The 18,537-nt window shown below is 59.7% G+C and carries 17 protein-coding genes; 8 read left to right on the forward strand and 9 right to left on the reverse strand.

Features of this window, described 5'->3' with window-relative positions; translation table 11 throughout:
* Positions 1 to 41: 41 nt before the first annotated feature.
* Positions 42 to 1,358, forward strand: a complete 1,317-nt coding sequence (locus ACGHUK_RS04790) for a 2-hydroxyacyl-CoA dehydratase (RefSeq protein ID WP_097778213.1) — start codon at positions 42 to 44, stop codon at positions 1,356 to 1,358.
* A gap of 99 nt (positions 1,359 to 1,457) precedes the next feature.
* On the opposite strand, the gene ACGHUK_RS04795 is transcribed toward ACGHUK_RS04790, so the two are convergent.
* Complete coding sequence (locus ACGHUK_RS04795; RefSeq protein ID WP_044953421.1) at positions 1,458 to 2,690, reverse strand: 6-phosphofructokinase; 1,233 nt, start codon at positions 2,688 to 2,690, stop codon at positions 1,458 to 1,460.
* Between the two features lie 83 nt (positions 2,691 to 2,773).
* Positions 2,774 to 3,997 carry a 6-phosphofructokinase gene (locus tag ACGHUK_RS04800; RefSeq protein WP_005939849.1) on the reverse strand — a complete coding sequence of 408 codons (1,224 nt, stop codon included), beginning with the start codon at positions 3,995 to 3,997 and terminating at the stop codon, positions 2,774 to 2,776.
* A 345-nt stretch (positions 3,998 to 4,342) separates the two neighbouring features.
* On the opposite strand from ACGHUK_RS04800, the gene ACGHUK_RS04805 reads away from it, so the two are divergent.
* The gene (locus ACGHUK_RS04805) at positions 4,343 to 5,350 is read left to right on the forward strand and encodes a GDSL-type esterase/lipase family protein (protein WP_207698280.1); all 1,008 of its coding nucleotides are present in this window, start codon (positions 4,343 to 4,345) and stop codon (positions 5,348 to 5,350) included.
* A gap of 199 nt (positions 5,351 to 5,549) precedes the next feature.
* On the opposite strand, the gene ACGHUK_RS04810 is transcribed toward ACGHUK_RS04805, so the two are convergent.
* On the reverse strand, positions 5,550 to 6,023 hold the full coding sequence (locus ACGHUK_RS04810) for a methylated-DNA--[protein]-cysteine S-methyltransferase (RefSeq protein WP_097781971.1): 474 nt from the start codon (positions 6,021 to 6,023) through the stop codon (positions 5,550 to 5,552).
* 87 nt (positions 6,024 to 6,110) lie between these two features.
* Here ACGHUK_RS04810 and ACGHUK_RS04815 point away from each other — a divergent pair, with 87 nt between their 5' ends.
* From ACGHUK_RS04815 to ACGHUK_RS04825, 3 genes are all read left to right on the forward strand, one after another.
* Complete coding sequence (locus tag ACGHUK_RS04815) at positions 6,111 to 6,836, forward strand: NAD-dependent protein deacylase (protein WP_371293023.1); 726 nt, start codon at positions 6,111 to 6,113, stop codon at positions 6,834 to 6,836.
* Between the two features lie 87 nt (positions 6,837 to 6,923).
* On the forward strand, positions 6,924 to 7,562 hold the full coding sequence (locus ACGHUK_RS04820; protein ID WP_390575285.1) for a hypothetical protein: 639 nt from the start codon (positions 6,924 to 6,926) through the stop codon (positions 7,560 to 7,562).
* A 21-nt stretch (positions 7,563 to 7,583) separates the two neighbouring features.
* Positions 7,584 to 8,546, forward strand: a complete 963-nt coding sequence (locus ACGHUK_RS04825) for a D-2-hydroxyacid dehydrogenase (RefSeq protein WP_005939866.1) — start codon at positions 7,584 to 7,586, stop codon at positions 8,544 to 8,546.
* 37 nt (positions 8,547 to 8,583) lie between these two features.
* Here the strand turns inward: ACGHUK_RS04825 and ACGHUK_RS04830 are convergent, their stop codons facing one another.
* The 6 genes from ACGHUK_RS04830 to ACGHUK_RS04855 all read right to left on the reverse strand — a co-directional run bounded on the left by ACGHUK_RS04830 (position 8,584) and on the right by ACGHUK_RS04855 (position 15,378).
* Positions 8,584 to 9,747: an aminotransferase class I/II-fold pyridoxal phosphate-dependent enzyme gene (locus ACGHUK_RS04830; protein ID WP_390575287.1), complete on the reverse strand. Its 1,164-nt coding sequence runs from the start codon at positions 9,745 to 9,747 to the stop codon at positions 8,584 to 8,586.
* A 289-nt stretch (positions 9,748 to 10,036) separates the two neighbouring features.
* Entirely contained in the window at positions 10,037 to 10,729 is a 693-nt protein-coding gene (locus ACGHUK_RS04835; protein ID WP_118528088.1) for a peptidoglycan-binding protein, read from the reverse strand.
* A 3-nt stretch (positions 10,730 to 10,732) separates the two neighbouring features.
* Positions 10,733 to 13,336, reverse strand: a complete 2,604-nt coding sequence (locus ACGHUK_RS04840) for a peptidoglycan-binding protein (RefSeq protein WP_223387888.1) — start codon at positions 13,334 to 13,336, stop codon at positions 10,733 to 10,735.
* 129 nt (positions 13,337 to 13,465) lie between these two features.
* Positions 13,466 to 14,347, reverse strand: a complete 882-nt coding sequence (locus ACGHUK_RS04845) for a TlpA disulfide reductase family protein (protein ID WP_005939879.1) — start codon at positions 14,345 to 14,347, stop codon at positions 13,466 to 13,468.
* 4 nt (positions 14,348 to 14,351) lie between these two features.
* Complete coding sequence (locus ACGHUK_RS04850) at positions 14,352 to 15,242, reverse strand: 4Fe-4S binding protein (protein WP_005939881.1); 891 nt, start codon at positions 15,240 to 15,242, stop codon at positions 14,352 to 14,354.
* Positions 15,235 to 15,378: a CD1871A family CXXC motif-containing protein gene (locus ACGHUK_RS04855; RefSeq protein WP_337678835.1), complete on the reverse strand. Its 144-nt coding sequence runs from the start codon at positions 15,376 to 15,378 to the stop codon at positions 15,235 to 15,237. The genes ACGHUK_RS04850 and ACGHUK_RS04855 overlap by 8 nt, the downstream gene beginning before the upstream one ends.
* A 151-nt stretch (positions 15,379 to 15,529) precedes the next feature.
* On the opposite strand from ACGHUK_RS04855, the gene ACGHUK_RS04860 reads away from it, so the two are divergent.
* From ACGHUK_RS04860 to ACGHUK_RS04870, 3 genes are all read left to right on the forward strand, one after another.
* Positions 15,530 to 16,207, forward strand: coding sequence for a response regulator transcription factor (locus tag ACGHUK_RS04860; RefSeq protein WP_223387884.1), 678 nt, complete (start codon positions 15,530 to 15,532; stop codon positions 16,205 to 16,207).
* A complete protein-coding gene (locus tag ACGHUK_RS04865; RefSeq protein ID WP_097781961.1) occupies positions 16,204 to 17,352 on the forward strand; it encodes a cell wall metabolism sensor histidine kinase WalK in 1,149 nt (382 codons plus the stop codon). The genes ACGHUK_RS04860 and ACGHUK_RS04865 overlap by 4 nt, the downstream gene beginning before the upstream one ends.
* 90 nt (positions 17,353 to 17,442) lie before the next feature.
* Positions 17,443 to 18,324, forward strand: a complete 882-nt coding sequence (locus ACGHUK_RS04870) for an aldose 1-epimerase family protein (RefSeq protein ID WP_223387882.1) — start codon at positions 17,443 to 17,445, stop codon at positions 18,322 to 18,324.
* Positions 18,325 to 18,537: the final 213 nt, after the last annotated feature.

The raw sequence follows: 18,537 nt of genomic DNA on the forward strand, positions 1-18,537 counted from the left end.
AGAGCAAAAAGCTTTTTAAGAAAGCAACATAGGAGGAACCTATGGAATACAATTATCCCAAATTTACCCCGGAGATGAAGAAGACCCATACCATCCTCATCCCCAACATGGCCATTACCCAGTTCCGCCTGCTGGAGTACGCCCTGCGTTACGACGGCTACAAGTGCGAGATCCTGGGCAACTGCGGCAGTGCCGTGGCACAGCTGGGCCTGAAATACGTCCACAACGACACCTGCTACCCGGCTCTGCTGGTCATCGGTCAGTTCCTGGACGCGCTGAACAGCGGCAAGTACGATCTGGATCACACCGCGCTGCTCATCACTCAGACCGGCGGTGGCTGCCGTGCCTCCAACTATATTCATCTGCTGCGCAAGGCACTGGTCAAGGCGGGCTATCCGCAGATTCCGGTGGCCAGCCTGAACTTCTCGGGTCTGGAAAAGGACAGCGGCTTCCAGATGACCCTGCCGCTGGCCCGCCGTGCGCTGGCCTGCATCTTCTACGGCGATATGCTGTGCGCTTTGCGCAATCAGGTGGCACCTTACGAGAACGAGAAGGGGGCTGCCGATAAGATGGTAGACCTGTGGGTGGAACGCTTGGGCCGCGTGCTGCTGGCAGGCAAGGGCTACACCTCCAAGGAGATGAAGCACACCTTCCCCCTCATCGCAAAGGACTTTGCCGCCATCCCCGTTACCCGGGTGCCCAAGGTCAAGGTGGGCGTGGTTGGCGAAATTTACGTCAAGTACAGCCCGCTGGGCAACAACGACCTGCAGAAGTTCCTCGAAAGTCAGGACTGCGAGGTGAACTTCCCGGGCCTGATGGGCTTTGTGCAGTACTGCGCCTTCAACATGGGCGAGGACCATGTGCTGTACGGCGGCAAGCTGGCGGTGAAGATCGGCATTGACCAGTTCCTGAACTGGCTGGACAGCATCGAGCGCGCCATGCTCAAGGCTGAGGCCGACGCAGGCTTCTACGCCCCCGGCCCCTTCAAGGAGCTGGTGGAAAAGCCCAAGGGCATCATTTCGCTGGGTGCCAAGATGGGCGAGGGCTGGCTGCTGACTGCCGAGATGATCGAGCTGGTGCAGGGCGGCTACGGCAACATCGTGTGTGCCCAGCCCTTCGGCTGCCTGCCCAACCACATCGTGGGCAAGGGCATGGTGAACAAGATTCGCGCCCTGTACCCCAGTGCCAACATCACCCCCATCGATTACGACCCCAGCGCCACCAAGGTCAATCAGGAGAACCGCATCAAGCTGATGCTGGCAGTGGCCAAGGAGCGCCTGAATGCCCCGGTGGAGGCAAAGCCTCTGACGGCAGAGGAGATTGCAGGCGGCGCGCCCAAAGTCGGCGCAGTGGTCTGATGTTCTAAAGCGGAAAATACCGAAATGCAAAAAGCCCGTCCGGGCGTAAAACTCGGACGGGCTTTCATCATGCCTTGAGAAAAATCAATGCAGGAGAGATCACTTCTGATTCTTCATGTAGATGTGGTGGGGCAGACCGGCAATGTACAGCGGGGTCAGCTCGGCCTGGATCAGCGGGCGGGCATAAGCCAGGAACTCATCGGTCATCTGGGTGTGGTTGGCGTTCATCCAGCTCAGCGGCACCTTCTTTTCGAGGTTTGCCACCTCGCTGATGGGGTGCAGCTCGGTGGTGCACTGGTACGGGCTGTTGGAGATGCGCTTCAGGGCCACCATCTGGCCGGTAACGCCCTCAAAGGCCGCCTTGGCGGCAGCACCGCCCACCTGATAGGCTTCGGTGATGTCGGTGCGGCTGGTCAGATGGCCTGCGCAGCGCTGCAGGGTGGAAAGCTCGATGCAGCGGGTCTTTGTGTCCAGATTGCGGGCCACCACATTTGCCAGATACCGTGCGGTGCCGGTCAGGGCCTTATGGCCGAAAGCGTCCACTGCGTGCACATCGTCGGCCAGCTCACAGACGTAGCGGCCATCTTCCAGCTTCACGCCTTCGGAAACGGCGATCACGATGCTGGGCTTCTTCTCCTGCATCACGCGCACCTTTTCAATGAAGTGTTCCACATTGAAGGGCACTTCGGGCAGGCAGATCATGTCCACACCCTCGCAGTCGTCACTCTTTGCCAGAGCGGCGGCAGCGGTCAGCCAGCCGGCGTTGCGGCCCATGATCTCCACCACGGTGACGTACTTGGTGCCGTACACGGTGGCATCGCGGATGATCTCCTTCATCACCACGCCGATGTACTTGGCAGCAGAGCCGTAGCCGGGGGTGTGGTCGGTGACCATCAGGTCGTTGTCGATGGTCTTGGGCACGCCCATAAAGCGGATGTCGCTCTGGATGCGCTCGCCGTACTCGGCCAGCTTGCCGATGGTGTCCATGGAGTCGTTGCCGCCGATGTAGAAGAAGTAGCCGATGTTCAGCTTTTCCAGAATGGCGAACAGCTTTTTGTAGACGGTCTCGTCCTCATGCCAGTCCGGCAGCTTGTAGCGGCAGCTGCCGAGGAAGCTGGACGGGGTGCGCTTGAGCAGCTCGATGTCCAGATCGTCCGTCAGCACGGTGGAAAGATCCACCACCCGCTCCTCCAGCAGACCGGCAACGCCATTGCACATACCGTAAACGATCTCTGCGCCGCGGCTCTTGCAGCTCTCAAAGACGCCCGCAAGGCTTGCATTGATGACGGAAGTAGGACCGCCAGACTGACCAACGATTGCATTTTTACCCATGATGATTTCTCCTTTTTTGTTTTTCTGTTTCGGCAATATAATATTACGTGCAGGATGCACGAAAACAGACGCGGGAAAAGGGGTTACAGACGGATGTGGCGCGGGGTGCCGTTGACGTAAACGGGGGTCACCTCGTCCAGGATCAGCGGGCGGGCGTACTCCTCAAAGGCAGCAGTCACCTGCATCCCATCGGGGCTGATCCAGTCCAGCGGCACCTTCTTTTCAAGGTTTGCCACCTGCTGCACATCCACCGACTCGGTGATGCACTGGTAGGGATAAGCGGAAATGCGCTTGAGCGCGATCATGCGGCCGGTCTCGCCCGCAAAGGCTGCGGCGGCTGCGGCACCGCCCACAGCGTAGGCTTCGTTCACATCCGTGCGGCTGGCCAGATGGCTGGCGCAGCGCTGCAGGGTGGAAAACTCGATGGCACGGCTCTTGCAGTTCAGCTTGTCGTGGATGAGGTCGGAGAGATAACGGCTGGTGCCGCTGAGCACGGCCTTGTGGCCAAAGGCATCCAGCTGGCCTGCGGTGGACACCAGATCGCACAGATAGGTGCCGTCGGCGGTCTTTACGCCCTCGCTGGCCGCAATGATCACATTGGACTTGCGGCGCTGCAGCTCGTCCACCTTGGCAAGGAACTTGTCCTGATCGAAGGGCACCTCCGGCAGCAGGATCAAATCCGGGCCTTCGCAGTCATCGCCGCCCGCAAGGCAGGCCGCACCGGCAAGCCAGCCCGCATGTCGGCCCATGATCTCGGCCACGGTCACGCTGCGGATGTCATACACGGAGGAATCCCGGATGACTTCCTTTAAAATAGTGGCAATGTACTTGGCGGCAGAGCCGTAGCCGGGGGTGTGGTCGGTCAGGCACAGGTCGTTGTCGATGGTTTTGGGCACACCGATGAACCGCACGCTGCTGCCCACGCGCTCACCGTAGCGGGAAAGCTTTGCGATGGTGTCCATGGAGTCGTTACCGCCAATGTAGAACACCGCGCAGATGTCGTACTTGTCAAACAGGGTGAACAGTTTGATGAAGGGTGTGGAGTCCACATCCGGGTCCGGCAGCTTGTAACGGCAGCTGCCAAGGTAGCTGGAAGGCGTGCGCTTGAGCAGTTCAATGCTCATGCGGTCGTCCAGCAGGACGTTCAGCTCCAGCATTTCTTCCTTGAGCAGACCTTCGATGCCGTATTTCATACCGTACACCTTGTCTGCACCCAGGCTGCAGGCGGCTTTGTACACGCCTGCCAGACTGGAGTTGATCACGGCGGTAGGGCCGCCGCTCTGACCAATGATCACATTCTTGGCCATGAGTACCTCCTTTTGCAAATTTCATTCTTATCATTTGTACATCGCTGCAGGTTCCGGCTTCCGCGCCGCCAGAGTGGGGTTTGGTCTAAAGGCCCTGCACTGCCCGCAGACCGTGCGGCAAACAAACCGGATGCTGCAAGTGATACAAAAAAGTTTGCGGCATGTGCACACCCTTTTTGTAAAATGTGCAAAATTACCACATCCTTATTGTACCTGTTTTGCCTGTTGTATGCAAGACCTAATTGGTTGCACAGGCAAAAAAATTATGATAAAATAAAAAACGCACAGCCCCGGGCGGATAAAACCCCCTTCTGTGCGGGAAAAATGGAGAAAGCTGGAAAAACCATGGGCATTTCACACGAGTATCATTCTGCGCCGCGCCGGGCACGGCGCGGTACAGTCAGCGGCAAGCTGCGCTTTCTGGGCGCAGTGGTCGCCATTTTGCTGGTATCCTACGCCATCACGGCCATTCTGGAAAAGGGCGCAGAGGGCGCGGACGATACCCCGTCCACCAACGCCAGCGGCATTGCCGAGAACATTCTGGCACCGCTGCCCATGCAGGGCGAAGCGGATAGCAGCAGTACTGCACAGGATGGCAGCACCGGTGAGCAGGCCGTCACACTGGAGAACTTTGGCCCTGCAAAGCAGAGCGCTGGGGCCTACACCGTCAAAGCCTATGATGCCAGCGTCATCCGCCAGCCCAGCTGCGGGCAGGTGGACCTGAGCTACTTTGCGGACGCAGCCTTTCTGGGCGACAGTCTGACGGTGGGCTTCTCGGATTACCAGATCAATCTGGACGGGGCACTCATCTGCGGCTATACCGGCGTTGGCCCGGATGCCATTGTGAACCGCAGCGCAGTCAAAAGCCCCACCCGCGGGCAGGAGGTAGCGCTGGATGTGCTGGCCGCTGCCCGGCCCAAGAAGCTGTATATCCTGCTGGGCACTAACACCCTCACCACGCTGGGCGCTTCGGATCGCTTCCTTGCCTACTATGGCCAGATGCTGGATATGCTGCGCGAGGCTTTGGGCGAGGACTGCGTGATCTACGTGCAGTCTATCCCGCCGGTGCGACCCTCGGCAGCTGCTGAAAAGCCCGGCCTTGCATCGGATGTGCTGCGCGGTGTGAACGAACAACTGGCTCAGCTGGCCGCCAGCAAGGGATGCGTTTACCTTGACCTGTGGGAGACCCTTGCCGACGGCGAGGGCAACCTGAAGGAGATGCTTGCAGCGCCGGATGGCGTGCATCTCTCTGCAGGCAACGGCTACGGCGCATGGGTCACCTACCTGCGCAACCACGCCAAGTACAGCGCGGATAATTCCTGGACGATGGGCAGCATTTACAGTGCACAGTAAAACGGAGTGAAAAATAAAGAGCCGTTGCACAAAATGGATGTGCAATGGCTCTTTTGTGTATGATGAAGTTTCCCACAGCGACCCTACGGTGAAAAAGTGTTTCAGAAAAGCCCGCAGGCTTTTCTGAAACACAAATATAAAAATAAATTTTCCGCTGAAAATGCCCAGAGCGAACGCGGAGGGCATTCCGATCATAAAATTACTCCTGCTGTTCCAGCTCCAGCAAATACTGCTTCATCTCCACGCCATAGGCGTAGCCGGTGAGCTTGCCGGTGCTGCCTACCACCCGGTGGCAGGGCTGAAGGATGGCGATGGGGTTGCAGTGGCAGGCACCGCCCACGGCACGGCTGGCCTTGGGTTTGCCAACAGCGGCGGCCAGCTGGCCGTAGGTGCGGGTCTCACCGTAGGGGATCTTGTTCATCTCGGCCCAGACGGCCTTCTGGAAGGGGGTGCCCTTGGGGGCCAGCGGCAGATCGAATTCCCTGCGCGCCCCGGCAAAATATTCGTTCAGCTGCTCCTCGGCTTCCTGTAAAAGCGGTGTCTCGCACACCTTGCGGGGCAGCGGTTCCAGTTCCGGTACGCCGTCCGGGCAGAGGGTCAGCCCGCAGATGGCATCGTTTTCCTCTTCCAGCCGGAAGGTTCCCAGAATGCTGTTCACATACCAGACGTTCAAAAGTTGCGCTTCCTTTCCTGTGAGTTTGTGTTATACTGAAGCTATCTTAACACAAATGTACATCCGGCGAAAGGGGCGTTTTTTGTTATGGTACAGGCATTGGAAGAGATCATTGCCAAAAGCAGCAGCATCGTGTTCTTTGGCGGGGCGGGCGTTTCCACCGAGAGCGGCATCCCGGACTTCCGCAGCGTGGACGGACTTTATCATCAGAAGTACGCCTACCCGCCGGAAACCATCCTGAGCCATACCTTCTGGGAGGAGAACCCGGAGGAGTTTTACCGTTTTTACCGCGATAAGCTCATCGTGAAGGGGGCAAAGCCCAACGCGGCCCACCTGCGGCTGGCAAAGCTGGAACGGGAGGGCAGGCTGAAAGCGGTCGTCACCCAGAACATCGACGGCCTGCATCAGGCGGCAGGCAGCCGCACGGTGTACGAGCTGCACGGCAGCACCCTGCGCAACTACTGCACCCGCTGCGGTAAGTTCTACGATGTGGATTTCATTGCCAACAGCACCGGTGTGCCCCGCTGCACCGAGTGCGGCGGCATCGTCAAGCCGGATGTGGTGCTGTATGAAGAAGGGCTGGACGAGGAGGTGCTGTCCGGCGCGGTGAACGCCATCCGCCATGCGGATACCCTGATTATCGGCGGCACAAGCCTTGTGGTGTACCCGGCGGCAGGACTGATCCGGTACTTCCGGGGCGGCCATCTGGTGGTTATCAATATGCAGCCCACCGGGGCAGATGCGGAAGCCGACCTGTGCATTGCAAAGCCCATTGGTCAGGTGCTGAGCGAGGATGTAACGCTGGATCTGTAAAACAAAAAGAGCGGCCCTGTTTCGCGCCGATTCTCGCCCCCGGTCCGGTATGCTGGATGCATACTGAAAAAGAATGGGGGAAACCAAATGATCCAGGTTTGTGATCCGCCGCGCACGCGGCAGGTAAGGCGGCTTTCGGCGGAGGAATTCTGCCGGCTGGCGCAGAGCGAAGTGAGCAGTGTGTACCGTCCGCGCAGCGAGGTGCTGCGGATGCTGACGGTAGGCGAGGTGTGGGGCGTGTACAGTACACGCGGTGTGCCGGGAGCCGGGTGCATCCTGCTGCCCATGGATGCCAATGTGGCAGCGGCGGCTGCGCTGCGCCGCTTTCTGGGCTGGAACCGCACGTCAGGCGGATATTTTTTGACCCCGGCAGCCGGGCCGGACGGCCATGCCGCCGAGACCCTTGCGCCGCTGCTGGCTGCGGCTGCTGCCCGGCAGGAGTTTCTTGCCCGGCAGCGGGCACGGTGGGCCGTGGTGGAATGTGCGGCAGAAGAGCTGATCCCGCTGTATCTGCGTCAGGGGTTTGCTTTGCGGGCTATCCGTCCGCTGGACAGTCTGGCACCGTGTTTCCTGCTGCAGGCCGGGTGCCTTGCGCAGAATGTGCCGCCGGTATGGCTCCCGCTGGCTGACCGGGTGCACATTGCCATCCTGCTGGCTCGAGGCTATGCCGCGCTGGAAAGCCGCGAAAGTCCGCAGGGCACCGTGCTGGCACTGTATCCCGTATGATGTGAAAGTGAGGAAGTTGAAATGAAAGCAGTTGTTTTGGAAGATTATGCCATACAGCAGGGAGATCTGGACTGGTCGGGTGTGAAGGCGCTTGTGCCGGACATCACCCGCTATGGGCGCACCGCGCAGGAAGAGGTGGTGCCGCGCATCGGGGATGCGGAGATCGTGTTCCTGAATAAGTGCCGCATCGACGAAGCCGTTCTGGCCCAGTGTCCGAAGCTCAGGTGGGTGGGCATCATTGCCACCGGCACGGATAACCTTGATCTGAAGGCCTGCCGCCGACATGGCGTGCCGGTAGCCAACGTGCCGGGCTATTCTACTTACAGTGTGGCACAGATGACCTTCAGCCTGCTGCTGGCCATCTGCCAGTGCGCCGACCGTTACCATCGCCTTGTGCAGGACGGCCAATGGCGCACCGAGGAGCCTGCGGCCTACGGTCTGCTGCCGCAGGTGGAACTGCTGGGCAAGACCTTTGGCATCTATGGCTACGGCAGCATTGGCCGGCAGACCGCCCGCATTGCCAAGGCCTTTGGCATGGAGGTGTTGGTGTGCACCCGCACCGTTCGGCCGGAGTACAAAGCCGACGGTGTGGAATTCGTGGATCTTGACACCCTGCTTGCCCGCAGCGATGTGCTCAGCCTGCACTGCCCGGCAACACCTGCAACACGGGGGCTGATCAACGCGGCCACCCTTGCCAAGGCAAAGCCCGGCATGATCTTGCTGAATACTGCGCGCGGTGCACTGGTGGACGAGCAGGCCGTGGCCGATGCGCTGAAAAACGGGAAGCTTGGCTTTTACGGTGCCGATGCCTTTGGCACTGAACCGCTGCCGCAGGCAAGCCCTTTGCGCGGCCTGCCGAATGCCCTGCTGACACCGCACATCGCGTGGGCCACCAACGAAGCCCTGCAGCGGCTGATGGATATTACTGCCAACAACCTGCGCACATGGCTGGATGGCGCGGGAGAGAATATTGTGAACGCATAAAAAAACGGGAACGCCGCATGGACGTTCCCGTTTTTTTTTAGTTCAGGATACCGCTTGCCTTGATGGACTGCACTGCCTCGGCAATGCGCTCTGGCGGCAGGGTGAGGGCAAAGCGCACGTAGCCTTCGCCCAGCGGGCCAAAGCTGGAACCCGGCGTGCACAGCACACCGCTCTTTTCCACAAGGTCAAGACAGAAGTCCATGCTCTTTGCGTACTTTGCCGGGATGGGTGCCCACACGAACATGCTGCCGTGACTGTCCGGCACATTCCAGCCAATGGAACGCAGGCCGCCGCACAGAGCGTCGCGGCGCTGCTGGTACAGGCCGCACTGCGTTTTTACCATGTCCAGCGGGCCGGTCAGGGCGGCGATGGCGGCTTTCTGCACCGGCAGGAACATGCCAAAATCGATCTGACCGCGCAGCTTTTTAAAGGCGGCTACCACGTCCCTCCGGCCCACAAGGAAGCTGATGCGGGCACCGGTGACGTTGAAGCTTTTGGACAGGCTGAAAAACTCCACGCCCACATCCATGGCACCCGGCGTATTGAAGAAGCTGTTGCCCACGGCCCCGTCAAAGATAATGTCGCTGTAGGCGTTGTCGTGGATGATGAGAATGTCATACTTTTTGGCAAAGGCCACCAGCTCGGCGTACAGCTCCGGGGAGCCGACGCTGCCCACCGGGTTTGCGGGCAGGGAGACGATCATATACTTTGCCTTGCGGGCCACATCCTCCGGGATGTCCTTCACATAAGGCAGGAAGGCGTGCTCCTTGGTCAGCGGGTAATACCACGGCTTTGCGCCGCCCAGCAGACTGCCCGCGATGAACACCGGGTAGCAGGGAGTGGGCAGCAGCACGGTGTCGCCCTCGTCGCACAGCACCATACCAATGTGGCCCACGCCCTCCTGACTGCCCGCACAGCTGGCCACCTGATCCGGCGTGATCTCTACGCCGAAGCGGCGCTTGTAGTAGCCGCACACGGCATCCAGCAGCTCAGGCAGGTCGCGCAGGCTGTACTTCCAATTCTGGGGGTCGGCAGCGGCATCCATCATGGCCTTGCGGATGTGCTCGGCGGGCGCAAAGTCCGGCGTGCCGACGCTCAGATTATAAATGGTACGGCCCTGAGCTTCCAGAGCTACCTTGCGTTCGTTCAGTGCGGCGAAGATCTCGTCGCCGAACAAGTCCAGTCGTTTGGAAAATTCCATGATACAATACCCCTCAAATCCTCTTGTTTTCAACATGAACCATTTTAATAATAGAGCTATTTTAGCACGTTTTTCCAAACCGCGCAACGAAAAGGGCAGATGCGGGAGAAAGTTTCAACTTTCGGTGATGGGAAGCGAAGGATGTTTCACGGGAAGAAAACCCTCTCAGTCACGGCTGACGCCGTGCCAGCTCTCCCGAAGGGCGAGCTTTATGAGTGCAAACCATCAGATGCAAAAGAGCTCCCCCTTTCGGGGGAGCTGGCGAGCGAAGCGAGACTGAGAGGGTTTATCAATCGATCGTCGTTTTTGTCCGTCCCACGCCGATGACGGCGGTGCTGATCTTTTTCCAGCTGTTGCAGCCGCACACACCGTCCACACGCAGGCTCGTGCGCCGCTGGAAGCCTTTCAGCGCTTCCTCCGTCCGGGCACCAAAGATGCCGTCGATGCGGCTCCCGGTCTGGTAGCCCAGCGTGGAAAGCGCGTCCTGCAGAATCATCACATAGCAGCCGCGGCTTCCCCGCCTCAGGGTGGGGTAGCCTGCTGTGGTGCCGCTGCAGGCGGGCGTGCCGTAGCGGCGGTCCATGTGCACCCATGTGGGGGTCTGGCTCAGCGGCTCCACATAGCCCCATGCCCCGGTGCCCCGGGCTGCGTTGTAGATGGCCGTGCGGGCGGTCTGGGTCAGGCTTTGGCCCACGTCAAAGGATACGCCCGCGTAGTGCTGGCTGCGGGTGCCGTGGCCGCCCTCCCAGATGCGGCGGAAGGCATATCCCACCGGGATGCCCTTGCCGTACTTGCGGCGGGTCAGGTTCCACGCTTCCATGGCCGCAATGGTGGTCCACAGGGTGGGGCTGGCAGATTTTCCCCGGAACTCCCGCACCCGCAGGGTGGTGCCGGTGCTGTAGGGCATGGGGTCGTTCTCGTTCAGGTTTGCATAGGTGTATACCTTGTTCTCGTAGGCATCGTAGATCAGAAGTCGTGCCATCGCTCATTCCTCCTTGCTGCAGTGTGGGCAGCTCTGGGCCTGCAGCGCGGCCCATGTTCCGCGGTCCACGGTGCCGGTCACCAGCAGCCCGGCCCGCTGCTGTGCCAGCCGGACGGCGGCAGTCTCTTCCGGTCCGAAGCGGCGGTTCTCGGTCACATAGCCCTCGGTGCAGTACAGGCAGGAACGCCCGTTCAGCCATGTCTCCACCTGCGCCACGTCCGGCCCCACGCTGCCCGCGCCGATGGCCCGGCCCGGGTAGACCGGGCCATGCCCGATGCTGCGGTCGGGGTTGGGCATTTCGGCGGCGAGCTGCAGGCTCAGCGCTTCCGCAGCTGTCCATGTGTCGGCATCCGCAATGCCGGTCTCCGGCAGGTCCAGCAGCTCCTGTGCGCTGCGGGTGGCGGCGGCAGTCTCGTCGGTGTACTGGTCGGAGAGGGGCGGGGCCTCCACGCTGGTAAAGTAGTAGGCAATGCGCTGCAAAAGCAGGCTGTAGTAGAGCACTGCACTGCCGGAAGACCCCACTGTGAGCGGGGTACCGGGGTAGGGCAGGCGTTTCAGGGTGACCACCGGCCCGGATGTCCGCAGAGTGGACGCCTTGTCGTACAGGCTGTTCCATGTGGTACGTCCCACGATGCCATCTACAGTCAGCCTCGCAAAGCGCTGGTAGGCCCGCACGGCAGCTTCGGTGGAAGCACCGAACTGTCCGTCGATGCCAATGGCCGGGATGCTGCTCTCGTAGGCGCTCATGAGGTAGAGGTAGAACTGCAGCTCCCGCACCGCTGTGCCGGAAGAGCCTTTGCGCAGCACGCCCGGGTACTCGCCGGGGCGCAGGCTGGACGACAGCAGCTTGTTGGCGATGTCGTTGTACACCTCGTATAGCTTGTTCCATGTCGTGCGGCCCACCACACCGTCGCTGGTCAGGCCAAAGTAGGTCTGGAACCGCTTGACTGCCGCTGTGGTGGCACTGCCGAACTTGCCGTCCACCGTGATGTTGTTCAGGTTCGAGTACACCGTGCGCGCGATCTTGAGCCAGAACTGCACCAGCCGCACATTCTGTCCGCTTGCACCCTCCCGCAGGGCGGTGCCGGGGTAGGCATTGGGGGTGCCGTTGTCGGACTGGATGCTGCGGAACTGGTCGTACAGTGCGGTCCATGTGTCACGGCCCACCACGCCGTCCACGGTCAGGCCGTATTTGCGCTGGAAGGCCCGCACCGTGTTGGCCGTTCCAGTGCCGTAAACGCCGTCCACTGTTAACGATGGGATGGAAGACTCATACTGTGCCAGCGTATTCAGCCAGAACTGCAGCTGTTCCACTGCGCTGCCGGTGGAGCCGGTGCGCAGTACGGTGCCGCCCCATGTGCCGTCCGAGAGAGTGCCGCTGGACACCTCGCCCTCGCTGGTCAGCTCCGCAAGATCCTTGACCGACACATAGATATAGCTGATCTTGTACCATGCCTGTCGTCCGACTACGCCGTCGGCGATCAGGTTAAACTGCTTCTGGAACGCCCTGACCGTGGCGGCCATCTTGGCCCCGAACACGCCGTCCACAGTCAGCAGGCCGAGGAAGGGATAGTCCTTGGTGATGCGGTTCAGCTGGCGTTGCAGGGTGAACACCGCTGTGCCGCTGTCGCCTTGCCGGATGGGCGAACCGGGGTAGCTCTGGGGGATGGACTGGATGTTCGAGGTGCGGATGATCTCGATGTCGTTGCCGTAGTAATACTTCAGGATCTGCAAGGCGTTACGGCCCTGATTGGCCAGCGTTACGGTGCCCCACTGCTTGAGACCCGGGCAGGTGACCGATTTACCGTCGCAGTATTCAGAGTAGTAGGGGTTTACGGTGCCGGTCTTGCGGATATAGGTGTTGAAGATGTCGTCGGTGATGCGCACCATCACATCGAACACGGTGCGGCCATGCACATAGTACTGGTCGTAGCTGGTGGAGTTGGTGATGTTGAAGGTGTAGCCCTTGCTGGGGTACCACTCGGTGTAGATGCGGTTGAGTGCCAGCGAGATCTGGCAGTGGATGTTGGCCCGCAGGGCCTGCTCCGGCCAGGTAGGGTAGACTTCGCTGGATGCAACATTGGCGATATAATCCCGGAAGGAGACAGTCACATTGCGGGCGGATGCCGCAGGCTTGCCCAGATGCACCGTGATGTTTTTGGGAATGATGACTCTGTCCAGCACCCGGGGCACGCAGTTCTCCATGGGGTCCGGGCCGCTGCCGCCATCGCCGGTGAACAGTGAATGTTCCGGGATGACTATGGGCGGGTTTACCACGTCGCGATCCCCTTCGGTCTCGGGGATCATCTCCGGCTGGGCCAGTGTGACCTGCCCGGCAAAGATCTGCACACCCTGAATGCGCACGGTGCGGAAGCCTGCCTTTGCGGCAGTCAGGTCCACAACGGCATAGGGTCGGATGGTGTTGTCCTCCTGCAGGGACAGCGCACAGGAGGGGGCTTCAATGGAAAGGTCGGCAGCGGTGCCGGTCTCGTCGGTGATACGCTGAGCGGTAAAGCCGTTGCCGGACACGGTGACGAGAACACCCTCGATGGGCGAGGACTGACGGGCACCGAAAGCCTGAATGCGTAGAATGCCGGTGTTTTTCATAGGCGGATGCTCCTTTGCTGTAAAAGTGGTATCGCTTCTCTCACAGCGTATTCCGTCCGGCACCCGGGCGTGCATGGCAATGCACACCGCAAATAAAAAAGCCGCCCGAAGGCGGCAGGGGAGAAAGGTTTATTTGGCGCTGTCCTTGGCAAGGGCGGCGTCGATATTTTTTTGCAGAGCGGCAAGGTTTTCTTCCTTGTCGATGCCGCCAAGCAGGGGCTGCCCCACAACGTTGCCGTCCCGATCAAAAACGTAAGTGGTGGGGAAGGCCATGATGTTCAGTGCAAACTTGCCGGCCTCACTGCCGGAGGCAAAGTAGATGTTGCGGTAGCTTGCGCCCGTTGTCTCCAGCAGTTTTTTGGCGGCATCAATGCCCTGCTGGTTGCCGTCCAGCGTCTCGGTGTTGATGCCGATGACCTCACCGCCCTGTGCCTTGACCTTCTCGTTCAGGGCGTTCAGGTCGTCCAACTCCTCCACGCAGGGCTTGCAGCCGTTGAACCAGAAATTCACCACCGTAAAGGCGTTGCCCGCAAACAGGCTGTTGTCCACCGGGTTGCCCTCTAAATCGCTGCCCTCAAACTTGGGGAAGGCGGTGCCCTGTGCGGCGGCACTGGAAGCGGCATCCTCTGCGGGGGCAAGAGCGGCGATCTGCTCCTCGATGGCACGAATCTTTTCGGCATCTGCGGTCAGGGTCTTGTACTCCTCGTCCGAGAACTGATCTTTGGCCTTTTCCACAGCGCTGAGCAGAAAATCGCCGTAGTTGGCGCTGATCGTGGTTTCGGTCACGTTTTTGTCCATGGATGAGAACACTTTCTCCCACAGAGCATCGTTTGCAGAAAGGATCTCGTTTTCCTCGGCCAGCAGCTGCTCCTCGGTTTTGCTTTCTGCTGCCGCAGAGGAAGCGGCAGAAGAGGATGCAGAAGATGCAGAAGATGCGCCCTGCCCGCAGGCGGCAAGGCTGAAAGCCAGCACAAGGCTGAGAAAAAGTGCGGCGATACGATGGATCTTCATGGTTTTACTCCTTTGTTGTTTCGGTATTTGATTGGTCCCCCAGCCCGAACTTGTACTGAATGGCGTCCGTGGGGCAGGCTTTCATGCACATCCCGCAGCGGATGCATTCGGCGTGGTTGGGGGTCTTGGTAATGTCTACGTCCATCTTGCAAGCCTTTGCACAGGCTCCGCAGGAGACGCATTTGTGGGTGTCTACGCGCATCTGGAACAGCGAGACCTTGTTCAGCAGCGCATAGAACGCGCCCAGCGGGCACAGCCACTTGCAGAAGGGACGGTAGAATACCACGCTGCCCACGATGACCGCCAGCAGGATGCAGGCCTTCCATGTGAACAGCTTGCCCAGCGCAGCGCGGATGCCCGCATTGGTCAGGGAGAGGGGAATGGCACCCTCCAGCACGCCCTGCGGGCAGAGATACTTGCAGAAGAAGGGGTCGCCCATGCCCAGCTCATTGACCGCCAGCAAAGGCAGCAGCACCACCATGACCAGCAGCACCGCATACTTTAAATAGCGCAGCGGCTTCAGCTTTTTGGTGGAAAGCTTGGGGGATGGGATCTTGTGCAAAAGCTCCTGAAACCACCCGAATGGGCAGAGGAAACCGCAGATGAACCGCCCCAGCAACACCCCAAAGAGGATGAGGATGCCGGTAATGTAGTAGGAAAAGCGGAACTTGGAAGAGCCCACCACCGCCTGGAATGCTCCCACCGGACAGGCACCGGCCGCGCCCGGGCAGGAATAGCAGTTCAGCCCCGGCACGCAGACGTATTTTCCGCCGCCCTGATACAGCGCTCCTTTTGCAAAATTGGGTAGGTGGAGATTGGTCAGCAGGGTAGCCCCGGCTTGTATAAAGCCCCGGAAGCGGGCAAGGGGAGAAAGCTTTTTCTTTTTCTTATCCAATGCCCACACACTCCATACACAGCCGGATGGCTTTTGAAAATACGGTGTCTGCCTCGCCCCGCCATAAGCCGAACAGCAGCATCAGAACCCCAGCGGCAAGCAAAAGCAGCTGCGCCTGTTTTTTTGTCATGAACATCATAGCCTCCTGTTGTTTGATGGCATCAGTATACACCATGCGTGATAAAATCTCTGCTAAGAAAATCTTAACACGAATCTTAACACCGTCTGCTATAATCTGTTATAATGAAGAAAAAACGCAATTTTTATGGGAAAGGTGGAAAACAAAGATGCGCCTTTTGGTGGTAGAGGACGAGCACTCCCTGCGGGAGGATATTGCCCGAAAGCTGCGGCTGTCCGGGTACGAGGTGGATGCCTGTGCAGACGGCGAGGCCGCGCTGGAGGCACTGGCAGCAGAGCGGTACGACCTTGTACTGCTGGACCTCAACCTGCCCAAGGTGGACGGAATGCAGGTGCTGCGCACCCTGCGCCGGCACGACCTTGAGACCTGTGTGCTGATCTTGTCGGCACGCAGTGAAATCGCAGATAAAGTGGAGGGGCTGGATGCCGGGGCGAACGATTACCTTTCCAAGCCCTTTCACCTTGCAGAGCTGGAAGCCCGGGTGCGCAGCCTGACCCGGCGCAAATTTATTCAGCAAGACGTCTGTCTGTGCTGCGGACGGCTGAGCTTCAACACCCGCAGCCGCGTTGCTGCTGTGGACGGTCAGACCCTTGCTTTGACGCGGAAGGAGAGCGGCGTACTGGAATATCTGCTGCTGCATCAGGGACGCCCGGTCAGTCAGGAAGAACTCATCGAGCACGTCTGGGATGGCAGTGTAGACAGCTTCAGCAACTCCATCCGGGTGCATATCTCTGCCCTGCGCAAAAAGCTGCGGGCGGCGCTGGGCTACGACCCCATCCGCAACCGCATCGGGGAAGGCTACGAGATCGGAGGCGAGGCACAATGAAACATTTGTCCCTGCAATGGCGCATCACCCTGCTGACCGCGCTGCTCATCGCCTGCGCCTGCGTGTGCATGAACCTGCTTTTATACCGCACCGGCGTTACCGGCATGGATGCCCTCAACGGCTTTATGATGCAGTACCAGCCCGGCAGTGCGGATCCGTTGACCATCGAGATCCCGCAGGAGGAAATGTCCAGTCTGCTGGCGCATTTTTCGCAGGAAGTCTACGATGCAAAGGTGGTCTTTGGCCGCAAGGGCTGGTGCATCACCGTCGTGGTCACCATCGTCAGCGCTGCCATTGCTTATTTTGTCAGCGGCAGAGCGCTGAAACCGTTACAGCAGCTTGCGCAGCAGGCGCAGCAGGTCGATCAGGACAGCATCGCCACCACCCGTCTGGACGAAAACACTGTGCAGGAATTCGGGCAGTTGAGCCGGTCGGTGAACCGGATGCTGGATGGTCTGGCGCAGTCCTTTGAGTTGCAGCGGCAGTTTGCGGGCAATGCCGCCCACGAGCTGCGCACCCCGCTGGCTATTTTGCAGACGAAGCTGGAACTGTTTGCAGAGGAGCACCCGGCCATGGACGCCGAAACTGCCGGGCTGATCCGCTCTCTGCGGGAGCAGCTGGACCGCCTGACCGCTCTTGTGCGCACTTTATTAGAGATGAGCAATCTGCAATCAGTCTCCCGCACCGACCAGATCGCCCTTGCGCCGCTGGTGGAGGAGATCCTGACCGACCTGACCCCCCTTGCCCAGAAAAACAATATCTCTTTGCAGCAGGACTGCGAGGAACTTGGCATGGTGGGCAGCGATGCGCTGATCTACCGGCTGGTGTTCAATCTGGTGGAAAACGGCATCAAGTATAACCGCCCCGGCGGTGCGGTGCGCGTCACCCTGCAACAGGAAAAGCAGACCGCTGTACTGCGCGTTGCAGATACCGGCCCGGGTATTCCCGCAGACTGCCGGGAGAGCATCTTCCAGCCCTTTTTCCGGGTGGATAAGTCCCGCAGCCGGGAGATGGGCGGCGTTGGGCTTGGCCTTGCCCTTGTGCGGGAGATCGCCGTGCTGCATGGCGGCAGTGTGACCGTGGAACGCAGCAGCGAAAACGGCACTACCTTTGCAGTCACCCTGCCGCTGGCACAGCCCTGCTGAAACTGGGCGGGACTTTATTTTTGGCACACGGGGGAGTATACTGGAAGCAGAAGACCCCGGAAAATAAGAAGGACAAAGGAGATACTGAAAATGCAGGCAACCATTCACAACGAATTTCTGACCTTGACTGTGGATACCCACGGTGCCGAAGCAGTCAGCCTGAAAAATGCGGCGGGGGAAGAGCTGCTCTGGCAGGCCGACCCGGCTGTGTGGAAGCGCCACGCCCCCATTCTGTTCCCGTGGACGGGCAAGCTGCCCGGCGGTACCTTTGAGGTGGACGGCAAAACGTACAAGGGCGGTCAGCACGGCTTTGCCCGCGATGTGGAGCACACCCTGCTCAAGGCCGAGGGCGATACCATCCAGTTGGAGCTGCGCTCGGATGACGCCATCAAAGCCGAACGCTTCCCCTTTGATTTTGTGCTCACCAGCACCTTCCGTCTGGACGGCAAGACCGTGCACCATACGCTGACGGTGCGCAACCCCGGCACCGAAGAGCTGCGCTTTGGCATCGGCTATCACCCGGCGTTCAACATCCCCTTTGATGCACAGCACACCACCACGGATTACGAGTTCCGGTTCGACCAGCCGGAAAGCCCGGTCATTCTGGATGCCCGTCCGAACGGCCTGCTGTCTGGCAAGTGCTATTATCAGTGGAAAAACCAGCAGGCCATCCAGCTGACAGATGATCTGTTCGCAAACGACAGCTTCTGCATGGCGGGCCTGCGCACCAAGACCATTGGCATCTATGAGAAGGGCACCGGCCGCAAGATCACCTGCAATGTGGAAGGCTACCCCTACGCGCTCATCTGGTCGGCCCCTGCAAAGCCGGTGCGGTTTGTGTGCATTGAGCCGTGGCACAGTCTGCCCGCCGCCGAGACTGACCCGCAGCAGTGGAGCCAGCGTGCCGCTGCCGCCTGCCTTGCCCCGGGTGAAAGCTGGGAGACCACCCTGAGCACCACGTTTGAACGATAAAAAAGCACGCAGAAACGAAGCTGCGTGCACTTGACAGAACCTTTGAAAATGAGTATACTGTAAACAGAAAAGGCACTGCGACAAGCGGTCAGCCTTTTTGATGAACAGTCTTAAAAACTAAGAACCGTCACCGGCCAGGGTGGCGGTTCTCGCTTTTTACCTTGATAGTAAATACCAATCCGAAGATATGGAATGTCAAAGTAATTGGCATGA

This window comes from Faecalibacterium sp. i25-0019-C1 (assembly GCF_042854225.1).
GTDB classification, from domain to species: Bacteria; Bacillota; Clostridia; order Oscillospirales; family Ruminococcaceae; genus Faecalibacterium; species Faecalibacterium taiwanense.

What these genes read in the sequence shown, in the direction of transcription:
- ACGHUK_RS04790 (WP_097778213.1), top strand. Translation starts at nt 42, where the DNA reads ATGGAATACAATTATCCCAAATTTACCCCGGAGATGAAGAAGACCCAT.
- ACGHUK_RS04795 (WP_044953421.1), bottom strand. Translation starts at nt 2,690, where the DNA reads ATGGGTAAAAATGCAATCGTTGGTCAGTCTGGCGGTCCTACTTCCGTC.
- ACGHUK_RS04800 (WP_005939849.1), bottom strand. Translation starts at nt 3,997, where the DNA reads ATGGCCAAGAATGTGATCATTGGTCAGAGCGGCGGCCCTACCGCCGTG.
- ACGHUK_RS04805 (WP_207698280.1), top strand. Translation starts at nt 4,343, where the DNA reads ATGGGCATTTCACACGAGTATCATTCTGCGCCGCGCCGGGCACGGCGC.
- ACGHUK_RS04815 (WP_371293023.1), top strand. Translation starts at nt 6,111, where the DNA reads ATGGTACAGGCATTGGAAGAGATCATTGCCAAAAGCAGCAGCATCGTG.
- ACGHUK_RS04820 (WP_390575285.1), top strand. Translation starts at nt 6,924, where the DNA reads ATGATCCAGGTTTGTGATCCGCCGCGCACGCGGCAGGTAAGGCGGCTT.
- ACGHUK_RS04825 (WP_005939866.1), top strand. Translation starts at nt 7,584, where the DNA reads ATGAAAGCAGTTGTTTTGGAAGATTATGCCATACAGCAGGGAGATCTG.
- ACGHUK_RS04830 (WP_390575287.1), bottom strand. Translation starts at nt 9,747, where the DNA reads ATGGAATTTTCCAAACGACTGGACTTGTTCGGCGACGAGATCTTCGCC.
- ACGHUK_RS04835 (WP_118528088.1), bottom strand. Translation starts at nt 10,729, where the DNA reads ATGGCACGACTTCTGATCTACGATGCCTACGAGAACAAGGTATACACC.
- ACGHUK_RS04840 (WP_223387888.1), bottom strand. Translation starts at nt 13,336, where the DNA reads ATGAAAAACACCGGCATTCTACGCATTCAGGCTTTCGGTGCCCGTCAG.
- ACGHUK_RS04845 (WP_005939879.1), bottom strand. Translation starts at nt 14,347, where the DNA reads ATGAAGATCCATCGTATCGCCGCACTTTTTCTCAGCCTTGTGCTGGCT.
- ACGHUK_RS04855 (WP_337678835.1), bottom strand. Translation starts at nt 15,378, where the DNA reads ATGTTCATGACAAAAAAACAGGCGCAGCTGCTTTTGCTTGCCGCTGGG.
- ACGHUK_RS04860 (WP_223387884.1), top strand. Translation starts at nt 15,530, where the DNA reads ATGCGCCTTTTGGTGGTAGAGGACGAGCACTCCCTGCGGGAGGATATT.
- ACGHUK_RS04865 (WP_097781961.1), top strand. Translation starts at nt 16,204, where the DNA reads ATGAAACATTTGTCCCTGCAATGGCGCATCACCCTGCTGACCGCGCTG.
- ACGHUK_RS04870 (WP_223387882.1), top strand. Translation starts at nt 17,443, where the DNA reads ATGCAGGCAACCATTCACAACGAATTTCTGACCTTGACTGTGGATACC.